The sequence below is a fragment of the Paenibacillus castaneae genome, from assembly GCF_002884445.1.
Classification (GTDB): Bacteria; Bacillota; Bacilli; order Paenibacillales; family Paenibacillaceae; genus Pristimantibacillus; species Pristimantibacillus castaneae.
This window is the reverse complement of sequence record NZ_KZ614144.1, coordinates 4,958,969-4,975,507: the sequence shown is the minus strand read 5'-3', so window position 1 is coordinate 4,975,507 and position 16,539 is coordinate 4,958,969. Positions and strand designations below refer to the sequence as shown.

Annotated in this window: 6 protein-coding genes; 4 read left to right on the top strand and 2 right to left on the bottom strand. The window is 46.4% G+C overall.

What is annotated here, in order from left to right; genetic code table 11:
* Positions 1 to 483 precede the first annotated feature (483 nt).
* From CEF13_RS22295 to CEF13_RS29060, 4 genes are all read left to right on the top strand, one after another.
* The gene (locus CEF13_RS22295) at positions 484 to 6,042 is read left to right on the top strand and encodes an Ig-like domain-containing protein (RefSeq protein WP_102714121.1); all 5,559 of its coding nucleotides are present in this window, start codon (positions 484 to 486) and stop codon (positions 6,040 to 6,042) included.
* 318 nt (positions 6,043 to 6,360) lie between these two features.
* Positions 6,361 to 10,689 (top strand): discoidin domain-containing protein, encoded by a 4,329-nt coding sequence (locus CEF13_RS22290; protein ID WP_102714119.1) that lies wholly within the window; start codon positions 6,361 to 6,363, stop codon positions 10,687 to 10,689.
* A gap of 66 nt (positions 10,690 to 10,755) precedes the next feature.
* Entirely contained in the window at positions 10,756 to 11,778 is a 1,023-nt protein-coding gene (locus tag CEF13_RS22285; RefSeq protein WP_166742759.1) for an S-layer homology domain-containing protein, read from the top strand.
* A 16-nt stretch (positions 11,779 to 11,794) separates the two neighbouring features.
* On the top strand, positions 11,795 to 14,689 hold the full coding sequence (locus CEF13_RS29060) for a family 16 glycosylhydrolase (RefSeq protein ID WP_102714115.1): 2,895 nt from the start codon (positions 11,795 to 11,797) through the stop codon (positions 14,687 to 14,689).
* Positions 14,690 to 14,819: 130 nt separating this feature from the next.
* Here CEF13_RS29060 and CEF13_RS22275 read toward each other — a convergent pair whose 3' ends face one another.
* Together CEF13_RS22275 and CEF13_RS22270 are read right to left on the bottom strand one after the other, a co-directional pair.
* Positions 14,820 to 16,037 (bottom strand): MFS transporter, encoded by a 1,218-nt coding sequence (locus tag CEF13_RS22275; RefSeq protein WP_102714113.1) that lies wholly within the window; start codon positions 16,035 to 16,037, stop codon positions 14,820 to 14,822.
* 34 nt (positions 16,038 to 16,071) lie between these two features.
* Positions 16,072 to 16,503: a MarR family winged helix-turn-helix transcriptional regulator gene (locus CEF13_RS22270; RefSeq protein ID WP_102714111.1), complete on the bottom strand. Its 432-nt coding sequence runs from the start codon at positions 16,501 to 16,503 to the stop codon at positions 16,072 to 16,074.
* Between the last annotated feature and the right edge of the window lie 36 nt (positions 16,504 to 16,539).

Genomic DNA, 16,539 nt, shown 5'->3' with positions numbered 1-16,539 from the left:
TGGATAACCTTCATTATCAGCGCTCAAGCATTTGTCGGTAGAAGATTACCGGCAAAAGCTTGAGCGTTGTTAGTTTAAGCATGTCCTTTCAGGGTAGATGACGAAATAGAATAACAAAAACGATACATATTATCTAAAGAATACAACCTATTTACTAACTCTGATTGCCGTTATAATTACTTTCATCACGTAATCCGGATATTCACTCATCGCAAGCTCATCCGGCTCGGCCCTCCTCTATCTATGAAATCTACAGATTAAGACCATAGCAATTACACATTTCCGTAATATCTCTTCGTGCAAATCACCTACAGCATGTTCCATACTCTCGATGTAATAGTGAAATTTTTAGCATCCTGTTTAACCACATAGAGATTTGGGAGGATTGAATAAAGGGAAAGGCGGTTCTTTCACGTTCAATTAATTTAAAAACAGCACCAGGGAATGAAAGTCATGACAATACCATTTATTGGAGGTCGTGTAATGAAAAAAAGAGGTTTGCCTGCAATTCTCGCTGTATCATTATTTGTAAGCCTTTTCATGGTTCCGCCTAACGTGACCAAAGCGTATGTAGCCAAAGATTATTCTTATATCACAGCATCGGCTAATTCGAAAATTGTAAAAGCCAGCGGTACTAGTGGGATTACAGCGGATAGTACAACCAACAGCACTACAGCAGCCGATGCTGAATCTTTTTTAATCGTTGATGGTAAAGATGCAAATGGGAATCTTGATGGCTCAATCAATATTAAGTCTAAGGCGAACAATATGTTTCTTACCACGGAAAATTACGTAGTAAACAGCGTTATTATTGAAACCGAAGCATTGAAACCAACAAAAGCTGCACCTGGAACGACAACGACTAGCTGGGAAAAATTTTATATTGAAAAATTAAAGGATGGGAGCGGGGTTGAGACTGGATATGTAGCGATAAAGGCGAACAAAAGTATTGGTGGTAAAAAGTTATATATTTCGGTCAATACAGCGAATTCTAATGGTCCCTATTTAACCGCTTCCAGCACTACGATAGGCGTCAATGAAACATTCAAGATCCGTACCTCACTTGGCGCGCCTGATGCACCAGCAGCACCATCAGTCGATGCGACGACAACGAATTCCGCTTCTCTGAGCTGGGCAATCGTAGCTCGTGCGGACAGCTATAACGTATACCGCTCGAAAACGAGTAACGGTACATTCGTTAAGGTAAATACGACTGCGGTTACCTCTACAAGCTTTGAAGATACGGGATTAACAGCTAACTCTGGATTTTATTACAAAATTACAGCAGTAAGCATAGACGGAGAATCGGCTATGTCAGTCGCAGTCATAGCAACTACGCTGGCTGATCAATTCGGAATAAGTACAACAACGACCAAAACGATAAGTATGGCTTGGACAACCGTGACAGGCGCATCAAGCTATAACGTCTACCGTTCCGCGAGCATCGATGGAACATTCAACAAAGTTAACACCGCAGCGGTAACGATACCCAACTACATAGATACGGGGTTGACACCTAATACAAGATATTACTACAAAGTTTCTTCCGTGAGTGGAGGGATAGAGTCAACATTATCAGCAGCAGTTGCAGCATTAACGCAGCCTGACTTTGGTAAGAATGTTTTTGTATTCGATCCAGCAATGCCTGCATCAGACATTCAGACGATAGCTACTAACGTGTTTACTAAACAAGAAACCAATCAATTTGGTTCGGAGAGATATGCACTGCTCTTTAAACCAGGCACATACAGCACAGCAGTTAGAGTAGGCTTCTACACACATGTAGCTGGTTTGGGGAAAATGCCCGACGATGTCTCCATCAATGGCGGGGTAACGGTTGATGCAAACTGGGCGGCGAATCACAATGCAACTCAAAACTTCTGGCGCTCCATTGAGAACCTCGCCGTAACACCCCAAGGCGGAGATATGAAATATGCGGTATCGCAAGCCGCGTCCATGCGACGTCTGCACGTTAAAGGAAATCTGTCGCTCCATGATGTAGGAGGATGGGCGAGCGGCGGTTTCCTATCCGATTCCAAGATCGATGGAAGAGTGGTTCCTGGATCGCAGCAGCAGTGGTTTTCCAGAAATAACAGTTGGGGTGAATGGGCTGGTTCGCTCTGGAATATGACGCTAGTTGGGAACACGAATAATCCTGTGGAGAACTATCCAACAAACGCATATACAATCGTCGATCAAACGCCGATTATTCGGGAGAAGCCTTTCCTCACCATAGACGCGTCCGATAGATACAGCGTTTTCGTTCCGAATGTTTCCCGTGCTTCGCAAGGAACCAGTTGGGCGAATGGTCCTGCGGATGGAACATCCATACCGATCGATCAGTTCTATATCGCAGACATTGATACTTTCAACGTAGATAATGTCAATGCTGCGCTTAGCCAAGGTAAGCACTTGCTGCTTACTCCAGGCGTATATCATGTAAGCAAACCAATCGTAGTAACGAATCCAAACACTGTAGTTCTGGGCTTAGGACTTGCTACTTTGCACTCGGACAACGGATCCGTAGCTCTGCAGGTTGCCGATGTTGATGGGGTTAAAATTGCCGGACTTCTGTTCGAAGCAGGATCAAAGAGCTCGCCTGTACTGTTGGAGGTTGGACCAAAAGGCAGTTCCGCAGATCATTCGGCTAATCCGATCTCACTTCATGACCTCTACTTTAGAGTAGGCGGGGACGCTCTTGCCTTAGCCAAAGTATGTATCGAAATCAACAGCAACCATGTTATAGGCGACCATTTCTGGGTATGGCGTGCCGACCACGGAACGGGTGCTGCATGGAATTCAAACTTAACGACCAATGGGATGATCGTAAATGGAAATGACGTAACGATATACGGCCTCTTTGTAGAGCATTTCCATGAGTATCAGACGCTCTGGAACGGCGAACGCGGTAAGATGTATTTCTATCAATGTGAAATTCCTTATGACGTTCCGGATCAAGATAGCTGGATGAGCAATTATGGGACTGTTAAGGGTTATGCAGGTTATAAAGTCGCTGACTCGGTGAATCAACATGAAGCTTACGGACTAGGGGTATATTCCTTCTTTAGGGATGCACCCGTGAAGCTTGAAAGCGCAATAGAGATTCCGGATAAGCCAGGCGTTAAAGTCCACCATGCAACGACTGTTTTCTTAAGCGGCATGGCCGGAAGCGAGATCACTCATATTGTTAACAACATGGGTGGTGCCGTAGTCGTAGGCGGACAAAATCAGAGACTGACAGATTATATTCCAAGAACGATTCTAAGCATTAAGGATGTAGAAATAGACATTATCGCTAAGAAAGCTCCCGTATTACCTGCGTTAGTCGCACAAGTGTACAACGATCTAAGTACGAGAATGATACCTGTTACGTGGGATAGCATAGACCCTTCCCAATATGCTGAGGCTGGAATCTTTACTGTAAGTGGCACGATTGCCGGCAGTACATTTAAGGCTAAAGCCGTTATTACAGTAGCAGCAGGTCCAAACGTACCTGTGACGGGAATTGTTGTAACCGGAGCGAACAATTCAGCGGCGATCACTACTAAAGGCGGCACGCTGCAAATGTCTGCTGCGGTAACGCCTATGAATGCGGAGAATACGAAAGTCACTTGGTCAGTCGTGGGCACGGACGGCAAGGCAACGAACAAGGCTACGATTGATTCTTTAGGATTGTTAACCGCTCACGATGACGGCACGGTGAAAGTCATCGCGACTGCCAAAGACGGTACCGAAGTGAAAGGCGAAGCAATCATCACCATTAGCAATCAATTCATGAAAGTCTCCGCCATCACCGTATCCGCTGCAGGCGGCGTATCAACGATAACAACGAAAAGCGGCATGCTGCAAATGTCTGCTTCAGTAGCGCCTGCGAATGCGGACGTTACAACGGTTACTTGGTCCGTCGTGAATACGGACGGTACATCCACGGATAAGGCGAGGATCAGTGCGGGAGGCATGTTAACTGCTCTTAAAGACGGAGCAGTCAAGGTTATCGCATTAGCTAACGACGATTCCGGCGTAAAAGGCGAGAAAACCATCACCATAAATGGTCAGACAGTCCTACTAGCAAGTGGTTGGTCATGGGTGAGGGAAAGCCAAGCAGATTGGGCGACCGTACCCAATAATGCTAACGGCATGAGATTAATGACGATCGAAGGAAGCTGGGGCGGATCTAAACCGAGTAATATCCTTCTTAGAGGTCCCGTCGCAGGCGATATCACGATCTCCACTAAGCTGAAGTTTGATGCGAAAAACGGTTTTGAATGGGCCGGATTGATTATCTATCAGGATGATGGAAACGCCATCACATTGGGGCGGCAAGCAAACGGCAGCCCTGGCGTCAATCAGCTCAGGTTCTCTCAGATCAAAGCAGGTGCGCAAACGGATAAAAACTACGATGACCTCGTGTATCCTGCTGATATTTATTTGAAAATTGAAAAAGTAGGTACAGTTTACAAAGGATATTATAGCAGCGACGGAACCACATGGACTCAAGTGACCGATACTTTCGACATTACATTAGGAAATCCCAAAGTCGGCATTTTCGTCAGGAAGTTGAATACGGCTATTGCTGCCAAAACTGCCGAATTTACGAATTTCGATTTGAACGGCACCATTATCCCGTATTGGAATCCCATTAGCAGCATTGCTGTTACGGGAGCAGGTGGAGCAACGGCTATCACTGATTTGAATGGCACATTGCAAATGTCCGAGGCGGTATTGCCTGCGAATGCGGATAACAAATCAGTTTCCTGGTCGGTCATTAATGCGGACGGAACACAAACGGATAAGGCGACGATCAGTGCTGGAGGATTGTTAACCGCGGTTAAGGAGGGAACGGTGAAAGTCATTGCGACAGCTAATGACGGCTCCGGTGTTACAGGAGAAACGATGATCACTATCAACGGACAACAGTCAAATGTAACCGCAGCAACCTTAATCGGTCCCGAGGCTGTCTATCAACAACAGCAGTTCGATTTGACCGTTGGCGTGAGCAGCGTGCTCTCAAGCTTCACTACGCTCAATGTCATCCTAAATTATGATCCGAATCTGCTGGAATTCGACACCGTAACGAGCAGCAACGGTTCTCTCTCCTTGGCGGACAGTGCGCTAAGCTCACTGAGAAATCATTTCAACGTGTTGGGAACGGCGATTAAAGCCGATAAAGGCCAGATTCTAATCATTATGGCCAGCGAAGGAAATGACAACGCGATTAGTACGATCGGAGATTTATTAACCGTACGCGCCAAAACCAAAGCGGGAGCTGCAGCGGGGGAAACAACGGTGTCGCTATCCGACTTCAACGTTTCTTACGCGGGTACGGGAACGCCAGTGGCCGGAGTATCTCTCAGCATTCAAATTAAAGATGTAGATAAAGCAGAATTGAATGCTGCGATTATTGCTGCTCAGAGCAAGCATGATGCAGCGACGGAAGGAAACAATATCGGCCAATATCCGAACGGTTCCAAAGCGATATTGCAGACCGCCATTAACAGCGCCAAAGCCGTTCACGATAACGCAGCATCAACGGAGTCGGAAGTCGCGGATGCGTTGAATGCTCTGAACGCAGCGGTGACTACGTTCAATAATTCAGTACTCACCGATCCTGGCATTGTAGACAAAGCGGCGCTGAGCAAAGCGATCGCAGCTGCGCAAAGCAAGCATGACGCAGTGACGGAAGGCAGCAAAATCGGTCAATACCCGGCGGCAGCGAGAGCAGCATTGCAGGCAGCAATTACGAGCGCTAAAGCAGTGTTAAGCAGCTCGGCAGCAACGCAGGGGCAAGTGAACACAGCGACAACAAACGTAAATACGGCATTGCAAACATTCCTGACGAAGATCGTTACTCTAGTTCCGGGTCAAACGAGTGTGACCATCAATGATCTATCCGTCATCTCTAAATACTATGGAACGAAGTCTACAGATGCCAACTGGAAGGAAATCGAAGCGGCCGATATGTTCAATAACGGAAAAATCGATATTCAAGTCCTTGCAGCAGTAGCAAGAATGATACTCGACAGCTGGCTTCTAGACAATTAATTTGATGATTGGGGAGGATGGCGCAGCTGCCGTCCTCCTTGATTCATCTGGAGAGGGTAAAGAAGCAATGGTCATTTATTATTTTTTCAACTAGGAGCTAGAAAGCCAATCAAGCTAATGCCACGACGCATGGAGACAAGTGAGGTAAATGGGTAATTTAATCGAACGGTGTCACATTTTGTGATAGCGCTTACATTACCATAAAAATGACGCATATTATCGCAAAAATGTAACGTATTATTGTATTTTGGTCCACCTTATACTAGTCCTGTGTTCTGCTGGATCGAAGTGAAATCATTTGTCTAGGAGGTATAGAAAGTGCTGAAACGAAGTGTAATGACTAAAAGGCTATTGTCGCTCTTTTCTGTGTTTGTTATTGCGATAGGTTCGATCTCAATTCAACCTGCCCATTCCCATGCAGCTGCGCCGCCGAGTATCAGCGAGGCCACGAACAGCATTTTTGGTCCCAATGTGTACGTCTTTGATCCTTCCATGCCGACTACCGATATTCAGGCAGCTGCCGATTTAGTATTCAATACGCAGGAAAGGGCAGAATTCGGAAATAATCGGTACGCGCTTTTGTTTAAACCAGGAACCTACGATAAGCTTAATGTCAACGTAGGCTTCTACACTCAAGTATCCGGATTGGGACAGAATCCAGATGATGTCACGATTAACGGCGGGGTCAACGCAGACGCCAAATGGGATAACGGCAATGCTACCAGAAATTTCTGGCGCTCGATTGAAAACTTGAGAATCAATCCTCTAGACCTTACCAAAAGCCCTCCTGTTAAGGGAGACGCGAAATTCGCAGTTTCGCAAGCGGCACCCATGCGCCGTGTGCACATAAACGGGAATCTCCTCCTATTTGATTTTGACCCATCGTGGAATGCAGGTTGGGCTAGTGGAGGCTATATTGCCGATTCGATAATTGACGGTCAAATTATTCCTGCGTCACAGCAGCAATTTTTCTCTCGAAATGATAAATATGCTTCGTGGTCAAATGGCGTGTGGAACATGATGTTCGTTGGCGATACGAATCCTCCTTCGGGGAAATTTCCGACTGAACCCTATACTGTTATTGATAAAACACCGGTAATGAAGGAGAAACCTTACCTTTATGTTGACAGCACCGGCGAATATAAAGTTTTTGTTCCGTCATTACAGAGGGATACGAAAGGGGTAAGCTGGGCGAACGGCTCAACACCGGGACAATCCATTTCAATTGATCAATTCTACATTGCGAAGCCAAATACCTCATCGGCATCAGATATTAACAATGCATTGAATCAAGGCAAGAATCTGATCTTTACCCCAGGCATTTACCATATGAGCGAAACGATTCAAATCACAAGACCGGACACTGTTATCATGGGTCTTGGATATGCATCCATTGTGCCGGATAACGGGCAAATTGCAATTAAGGTGGCCGATGTAGATGGTGTAAGCATTTCAGGGCTGCTATTCATAGCTGGACAGATGAAATCTTCAACTCTATTGGAGGTTGGAACTGCCGGAAGTATAAAGGATCACTCCACAAATCCGATTGTTCTATCCGATCTATTCTTCGGAATTGGCGGGATGTCAGCTGGAGCGGCGGATGTCGGCCTGCAAATCAACAGTAATGACGTCATCGGCGACCATTTCTGGATTTGGCGAGCGGACCATGGCGCTGGAGCAGGTTGGGATACCAATGTCAGTAAAAATGGTCTGGTTGTAAATGGAAACCGCGTCACGATCTACGGCTTGTTTAACGAGCACCACGAGGAGTATCAAACGCTATGGAATGGTGAGGACGGACGGTTGTATTTCTATCAGTCCGAAATACCTTACGATCCACAGAAACAGGAAGACTGGATGAGTCATAATGGAACAGTTAACGGATACGCTTCCTATAAGGTAGCAGACAGCGTACTGACCCACGAAGCTTGGGGTCTTGGTATTTATTCTTTCTTTAGAGATGCAGCGGTCAAGCTGGAGAACGCAATGGAAGTTCCTAAAGTGGAAGGTGTGAAGATTCACCATATCACAACGATCTGGCTGAACGGGGTGGCTGGAAGTGAAATCACGCATATGATCAACGGTACGGGCGGCAGGGTCTATGCCAACTCGCCAGCTAGCGCTATGCGGCAAACCCTTACACATTATGTCTCAGGGGATAATGAGCCGCCTAGCGTACCTTCAAACCTAAAGGCAACGGCAGTAACGAGCAAGCAAATCAATCTCACCTGGACCGAGTCAACAGACAACGTTGGCGTTGATGGCTACGATATTTACCGTAACGGAACGCTGGTCGGATCTTCGACTTCAGCCACGTACAGCGATTCTGGGCTGATGGCTAAGACGACTTACACCTACACGATTGTTGCGTGGGATTCTTCCGGTAATCGGTCAGCTCATAGCGATGGCTCTAGTGCAACTACGCAAAGAGAGTTGATTTCGTATAACCAGATCGGCTGGACAGCGGAAGCTCCATTGCGCAGCACGGATGCCTTTAAGTTGATTGACGGGAATACGAGCACAGTTTGGCAGACGGGTACCCCGATGAAACCTGACCCGAACCAGTATTTCATCATAGATATGAAGGAAGCCAAGACCATCTCCAGAGTCGTTATCAATTCGCCAAGCAACGATTATGCCCGAGGATATGAACTGTATGCTTCGAATGACGGAACGAACTGGGGAGATCCGATCGTATCAAGCGATACGAACAGTGCAGCAGTTCTCACCTTGGATTTCGATGAAGCCATAAAGACCCGGTACATTAAAGTCGTACAGACGGGAACTTCATCAAGCTGGTGGTCCGTCAACGAATTCAGTGTCTACACGGATACTGAAATATCGCTGGATCGGAACGGGTGGACAGCAATTACAAACCCGGTTAACGACAACCCTGCCAACTTGTTTGATGGCAATATGTCCACACGCTGGTCTTCAGGTGCAGCGATGGCCCCGGGTCAATCGATCATCATCGACATGAAGCATGGTCAAAACTTCAACAAGCTCGTGATGGATTCGGGTACCAGCTCCGACTATGCCCGAAGCTATGAAATCTACGTATCGAATGATGGGAATGATTGGGGGAACGCTATCGTCAGCCAAACGGCTACAGGACCCTTAGTCATCTCGGATTTCGTAGATCAAACCGCTCGATTTATAAAGATCGTCCAGAAGGGCACGAATTCAAGCTGGTGGTCAATCTTTGAAATTTATGTTTACAGAGACGGTACACATGCGGTACCGGTAACAAAAATCACCGTTTCCGGTACGAACGGCGTGAGTGCAATTACAGCCAAGGGCGGCGCATTGCAAATGACTGCAGATGTAATCCCTGCGAATGCTGTTGATAAAACAATCAGCTGGTCCGTTGTTAACGAGAACGGAACGGCAACGGATAAAGCGACGATCAGTGCTGGAGGATTGTTAACCGCGATTAAGGATGGAGTGGTGAAAGTCATTGCGACAGCTAATGACAGCTCCGGTGTCACAGGGGAAGCATTAATTACCATCAGCGGACAACATGCAAATGTAACCGCAGCAACATTAATCGGTCCTGAGGCTGTCTATCAACAACAGCAGTTCGACTTAACCGTTGGCGTAAGCAGCGTTCTCTCGAGCTTCACAACGCTCAACGTCATCCTGAATTATGATCCGAGCCTGCTGGAATTCGACACCGTAACGGGTAGCAACGGTTCTCTCTCCTTGGCGGACAGTGCGCTAAGCTCACTGAGAAACCATTTCAACGTGTTAGGGACGGCAATCAAGGCAGATAAAGGCCAGATTCTAATCATTATGGCCAGCGAAGGAAATGACAACGCAATTAGTACAATCGGAGATTTGTTAACCGTACGCGCCAAAACCAAAGCGGGAGCTGCAGCAGGGGAAACAACGGTGTCGCTATCCGACTTCAACGTTTCTTACGCGGGTACGGGAACGCCAGTGGCCGGAGTATCTCTCAGCATTCAAATTAAAGATGTAGATAAAGCAGAATTGAATGCTGCGATTATTGCTGCTCAGAGCAAGCATGATGCAGCGACGGAAGGAAACAATATCGGCCAATATCCGAACGGTTCCAAAGCGATATTGCAGACCGCCATTAACAGCGCCAAAGCCGTTCACGATAACGCAGCATCAACGGAGTCGGAAGTCGCGGATGCGTTGAATGCTCTGAATGCAGCGGTGACTACGTTCAAAAATTCAGTACTCACCGATCCTGGCATTGTAGACAAAGCGGCGCTGAGCAAAGCGATCGCAGCTGCGCAAAGCAAGCATGACGCAGTGACGGAAGGCAGCAAAATCGGTCAATACCCAGCGGCTGCGAGAGCAGCATTGCAGGCAGCAATTACAAGCGCTAAAGCAGTGTTAAGCAGCTCGGCAGCAACGCAGGGGCAAGTGAACACAGCGACAACAAACGTAAATACGGCATTGCAAACATTCCTGACGAAGATCGTTACTCTAGTTCCGGGTCAAACGAGTGTGACCATCAATGATCTATCCGTCATCTCCAAATACTATGGAACGAAGTCTACAGATGCCAACTGGAAGGAAATCGAAGCGGCCGATATGTTCAATAACGGAAAAATTGATATTCAAGTTCTTGCAGCAGTAGCAAGAATGATACTCGACAACTGGCTTCTAGACAATTAATTTGATGATTGAGGAGGATGGCTTGATGCCATCCTCCTTGATTCAATGGAAAGGGCGAAAATGGGAATGAAAAGAATAATGATAAGCAAATTGTTGCTGCTTGGATTGGCACTATTGTTATGCTTTGCTTGGTTGCTGCCGCAAACGATGCTGGCCGCAGGTGCTCCATCGTTTGCCCTAATTACGGGCAATAAAACGGATTTGGGTAAAGAGATTCAGGTTACTGTCAAGGGAACAAATCTCACCGATGTGTTCGCCTACGAATTCAATATCGTATTCGATTCCAAGCGATTGAAGTTTAAGGAAGCGAAAAGTGCCGGTACTGGATTTACAGTCAGTCCGATCGTCAACGGAGACCATCTTACATTTGCGCATACGAAAATAGGTGAAATACCCGGAGATAACGGTGATTTGACGTTTTTTTCGTTGGTTTTTCAATCGATCGGCACGGGGAATGCCGCAATCGAGATCAAAGATGTGAATCTTGTCAATTCCAAATTGGAGAAGACATCGCAGAACGTAGGAGTGCGAGTGTCCATAACGATCGGCAAACCGCAGTTGAATGATATTGCAGGGCACTGGGCAGAAGCATCCATTCTGCGAGCCGTTGAGCTTGGGATTGTCACAGGCTACAACGACGGCAAATTCCGTCCACAAGGACAGGTTACTCGTACCGAGTTTGTGACTATGCTGATGCGCTCGCTGCAATTGCCTTTAAGCGAGTTGAACGAGCTAACGTTCACTGATCTCGACAAAATACCAGCATGGGCGAGAGCATCTGTATCGACAGCCGTTAAAGCGAAAATCATTTACGGGTTTGAGGATAATACGTTTCGTGGTGATAAACCGATTACCCGTGCCGAAATGGTGACCATTCTCGTTCGTGCATTTGGTTTGAATGCGAATTCAGAAGCGAAGTTGACATTCAACGATGCCGGGAAGATTCCTGCTTATGCTCAGAAATCTGTTGCAGCGGCAGCAAATGCGGGGCTAGTGGGTGGTAAAGGCAACAATCTATTTGCTCCAAAAGATAACACTACCCGGGCGGAAGCCGTCGTTCTCATTCTTAGATTTTTAGATATGAAATAGTTGGGAGTGTTGAACGATGGTATTCAAAAAAACAATCATAGCTTTTCTAGTTTTTGTACTGTTTGCGTCGGTAGCGTCGTTATCACCGATTTATGCCGCAGATAGCAGCGTAGGTGCAACTAGTCTCGGAAATACGGATAACTCTCAATGGACGCTAGTGTGGAATGATGAGTTTAACAGTTCTATGTTAGATGAATCCAAATGGAACTACACTACAGGGGGCGGTGGTTATGGTAATCACGAGCTGCAGAATTATACGAATCGCCCCGAGAATGTCCGTATCGAGAATGGGAATTTAATTATCGAAGCACGCAAGGAAATTTATCAAGGAAACCAATATACTTCTGGCAAGCTGGAGACGAAAGCGAAAGGCGATTGGAAATACGGTCGATACGAAGTCCGGGCTAAATTACCTGAAGGCAAAGGAATGTGGCCTGCGATCTGGATGATGCCATCCAGCCAAAATGTTTACGGTGGATGGCCGGTTAGCGGTGAAATCGACATAATGGAGTTTCTCGGACATGATCCGAGCACGGTATACGGAACAATCCATTTTGGCAATCCGTGGACACATACGGGCGGCAATTATACCTTGCCCAATAACCAGAAATTCTCGGATGACTTCCATACGTTCAGCATGGAATGGTCCCCAGGAGAATTCAAATGGTATGTTGACGGCATTCTTTATTTAACAAAAAATGATTGGTTCAGCAAAGACAACAATAAACCATCGGATTACCCTTTCCCAGCTCCATTCGACCAGTTATTCTATCTTCAGTTAAATTTGGCAGTTGGCGGTGATTGGCCGGGAAATCCTGATGCGACGACGGATTGGACGAAGCCAAAACAAATGCTTGTTGATTATGTCAGAGTGTATAGCTTTGACGGGCAATATCCGGAACCAGGTCCGCGCCCAGGGAAAAACTTGAACGGCGGCTGGTCGTGGGTAAGAGAAGTCAGCAGTAATTGGTACGCAGAGAGCAGTCCAGACGCAATGAGATTAATGACGATCGAAGGAAGCTGGGGTGGATCAAAACCAAGTAATATTCTTCTGAGAAATCCTGATACGAGCGACTTCACGATCACCTCTAAGGTGAAGTTCGATGCAACTAACGGTTTTGAATGGGCCGGATTGATCATCTATCAGGATGACGGCAATGCAATAACATTAGGGAGGCAAGCAAACGGCGCCAACCCGGGTGCTGCCAAGCAGCTCAGGTTCTCCCAAATAAAAAATGGCGCGCAAACGGATAAAAACTACGATGACCAAGTGGCACCCGCAGATATTTATTTGAAAATCGAAAAAACCGGAACGACTTACAAGGGTTATTATAGCAGCGACGGTACAAAGTGGACTCAGGTTGCAGATACGTTCGATATTACTTTAACAAATCCCAAGGTCGGCATTTTTACAAGGAAATTCAATTCGGCTATTGCTGTCAAAACTGCTGAATTTACGAATTTCACTTTGAACGGCAGACTAATACCCTTTGCTTCTACCATTTTAGTTGCCACCATTAATGTAACCGGAGCGGATGGAAGTTTAGCGATCACGACAAAAGGCGGTACGCTGCAAATGTCTGCAAACGTATTGCCTGCGAATGCCGTTGATAAATCAATCAGCTGGTCCGTTGTTAACGAGAACGGAACGGCAACGGATAAAGCGACGATCAGTGCTGGAGGATTGTTAACCGCGATTAAGGATGGAGTGGTGAAAGTCATTGCGACAGCTAATGACAGCTCCGGTGTCACAGGAGAAGCATTGATTGCCATCAGCGGTCAACAAGCAAATGTAACCGCAGCAACATTAATCGGTCCTGAGGCCGTCTATCAACAACAGCAGTTCGACTTAACCATTGGCGTAAGCAGCCTTCTCTCAAGCTTCACTACGCTCAACGTCATCCTGAATTATGATCCGAGCCTGCTGGAACTCGACACCGTAACGGGCAGCAACGGTTCTCTCTCCTTGGCGGAAAGCGCCTTAAGCTCACTGAGAAATCATTTCAACGTGTTAGGGACGGCGATTAAAGCCGATAAAGGCCAGATTCTAATCATTATGGCCAGCGAAGGAAATGACAACGCAATTAGTACAATCGGAGATTTGTTAACCGTACGCGCCAAAACCAAAGCGGGAGCTGCAGCAGGGGAAACAACGGTGTCGCTATCGGACTTCAACGTTTCTTACGCGGGTACGGGAACGCCAGTGGCCGGAGTATCTCTCAGCATTCAAATTAAAGATGTAGATAAAGCAGAATTGAATGCTGCAATTATTGCTGCCCAGAGCAAGCATGATGCAGCGACGGAAGGAAACAATATCGGCCAATATCCGAACGGTTCCAAAGCGATATTGCAGACCGCCATTAACAGCGCCAAAGTCGTGCTCGATAACGCAGCATCAACGGAGTCGGAAGTCGCGGATGCGTTGAATGCTCTGAATGCAGCGGTGACTACGTTCAATAATTCAGTACTCACCGATCCTGGCATTGTAGACAAAGCGGCGCTGAGCAAAGCGATCGCAGCTGCGCAAAGCAAGCATGACGCAGTGACGGAAGGCAGCAAAATCGGTCAATACCCGGCGGCAGCGAGAGCAGCATTGCAGGCAGCAATTACGAGCGCTAAAGCAGTGTTAAGCAGCTCGGCAGCAACGCAAGGGCAAGTGAACACAGCGACAACAAACGTAAATACGGCATTGCAAACATTCCTGACGAAGATCGTTACTCTAGTTCCGGGTCAAACGAGTGTGACCATCAATGATCTATCCGTCATCTCCAAATACTATGGAACGAAGTCTACAGATGCCAACTGGAAGGAAATCGAAGCGGCCGATATGTTCAATAACGGAAAAATCGATATTCAAGTCCTTGCAGCAGTAGCAAGAATGATACTCGACAGCTGGCTTTCAGAAAACTAATTCTTAATTCAATTATTGTTCTGAAATTATTGGCGCACACGCCATTGACGATGGGAAGATTTCAGTCAATGGCGTGTGCTTTTTGTGCTATCAGCATAAAAAAAGATGAAGTGATAAAGCCTATTAGTCATTAGGAAGCTATATATGCGTTGTCCTCGGAGGCTGCCTTCGTTTTTTGGCGCTTATGGTGAAGGACAAAGTAAATGATGGAGGAAAAAGCGATGACGGCAGCGCAAAGTGTGTACATTGCACTATAGCCATAGCCAGAAGCTAATGCTCCAAGTGAATAGGAGCCAGTGCCGTAGCCAAGATCGAATAATAGATAAAAGGTTGCTGTTGCAAGTCCGCGGCGATGAGGCGGAGCGGCAAGCGCGGCCACCGTCTGGAAGCAGGGAAGCACGGCACCGTAGCCAAGACCGATAACAGCACCCGCTAGGAGCAGCATGGTTGGGGAGTTGGCTTGACTGAGCATAATAAACCCAATCGCAAATATGACTATGCTTGGATAGACGATTACATGCTCGCCTACGCGATCAAGTAATTTCCCTATAATTGGACGAGGCAGCACGATCATAATCCCAAAGCAAACGAAGAAATAGCTGGCATATTGATCAATAGCTTTATCATGTGCATATAAAGCCATAAAGGTGACCAAGCCGCTGTAAGCGAAGGCGACTACGAATCCGCTGAGTGCAATTGGAATAGCTTTCACTTCGATCAAATCGCGCCAATGCATCTTACGTTTGACGGGCAGCACAGCCTCTTCGGGCGCATCTACTGATTTAGGCTGGCGCTTAGTTGAAATGCCTAGTGCAAAGGCGATCAAGGAGCATACGGCACACATCGCGAACATAGCGGTAAATCCGCCATATGTCGTAATCGTTAACCCAACGAACGGTCCCATAACCATTGCAAGACTCATGAATAAGCTGAAATAGCTTATTCCCTCACCTTTACGCTTCTCAGGTATTATACGTAATGCAGTTGTGTTTGTAGATGTTGTTGCTATGGCAAATGTGCCGCCATGGAAAAAACGAACGAGCAAAAGCATTCCATAGCCGAAAACGCCTAAATAAGCGATAGACAGCAATAGAAATAGAAGTAAGGATATCATTACGATCTTCCGTTCGCCATATCGGCTAATGAAATGACCGGCGAATGGTCGCAGCAATACAGCAGCAATAATAAATACTGTCATAGACAAGCCAGTTTGTGTATTGGTACCGCCTAATCCATTTGTTACAAAATCAGAAAGTGCTGTTGCCATCGTATAGAAAGCAAAGAAAAGAAAAAAGCTGCTTAAACAGATTTTAATAAAGTCTGCACTCCATAATTTATTGGAATTCATTACATGTTCCCCTCTCGGATGACGGCCTTGCTAATTAGGAATGGTGACGTTCCGAATTTTGGTTTATTTTCAACAAAGTCCGTTTAAATGCTGTAATTTCTTCTTCGGTTAGATTACTAATAAGCTGCTCCACAAATGAAGCTTCAATAGGCGCGAGCGCTATCACGCTTGCTCTTCCACTTTCGGTTATATAAAGGAGTTGAGAGCGTCGGTCACTAGGATTAGCAACTCGGCTAACGAGCGATTTACGTTCCAATTGATCAACAAGGCGGGTAATATTAGCGGGGTCCTTCTCAATTCGAATGGCTAAGTCCTTGTGTGTAATACCGTCATGCTCATGCAAACAGGCGAGCAGCGACCATTGTTCCGGCGTAACATCGTAGTCTTGGAATAGCTGCTGAAGCTTATGGTTTAATTTACGGCCTGTATTGCTTATGAGATAGCCTACGGATTCTTTTATTTCCACTCATCGCACCTGCTTTTCATATTTAGTTGATATAAC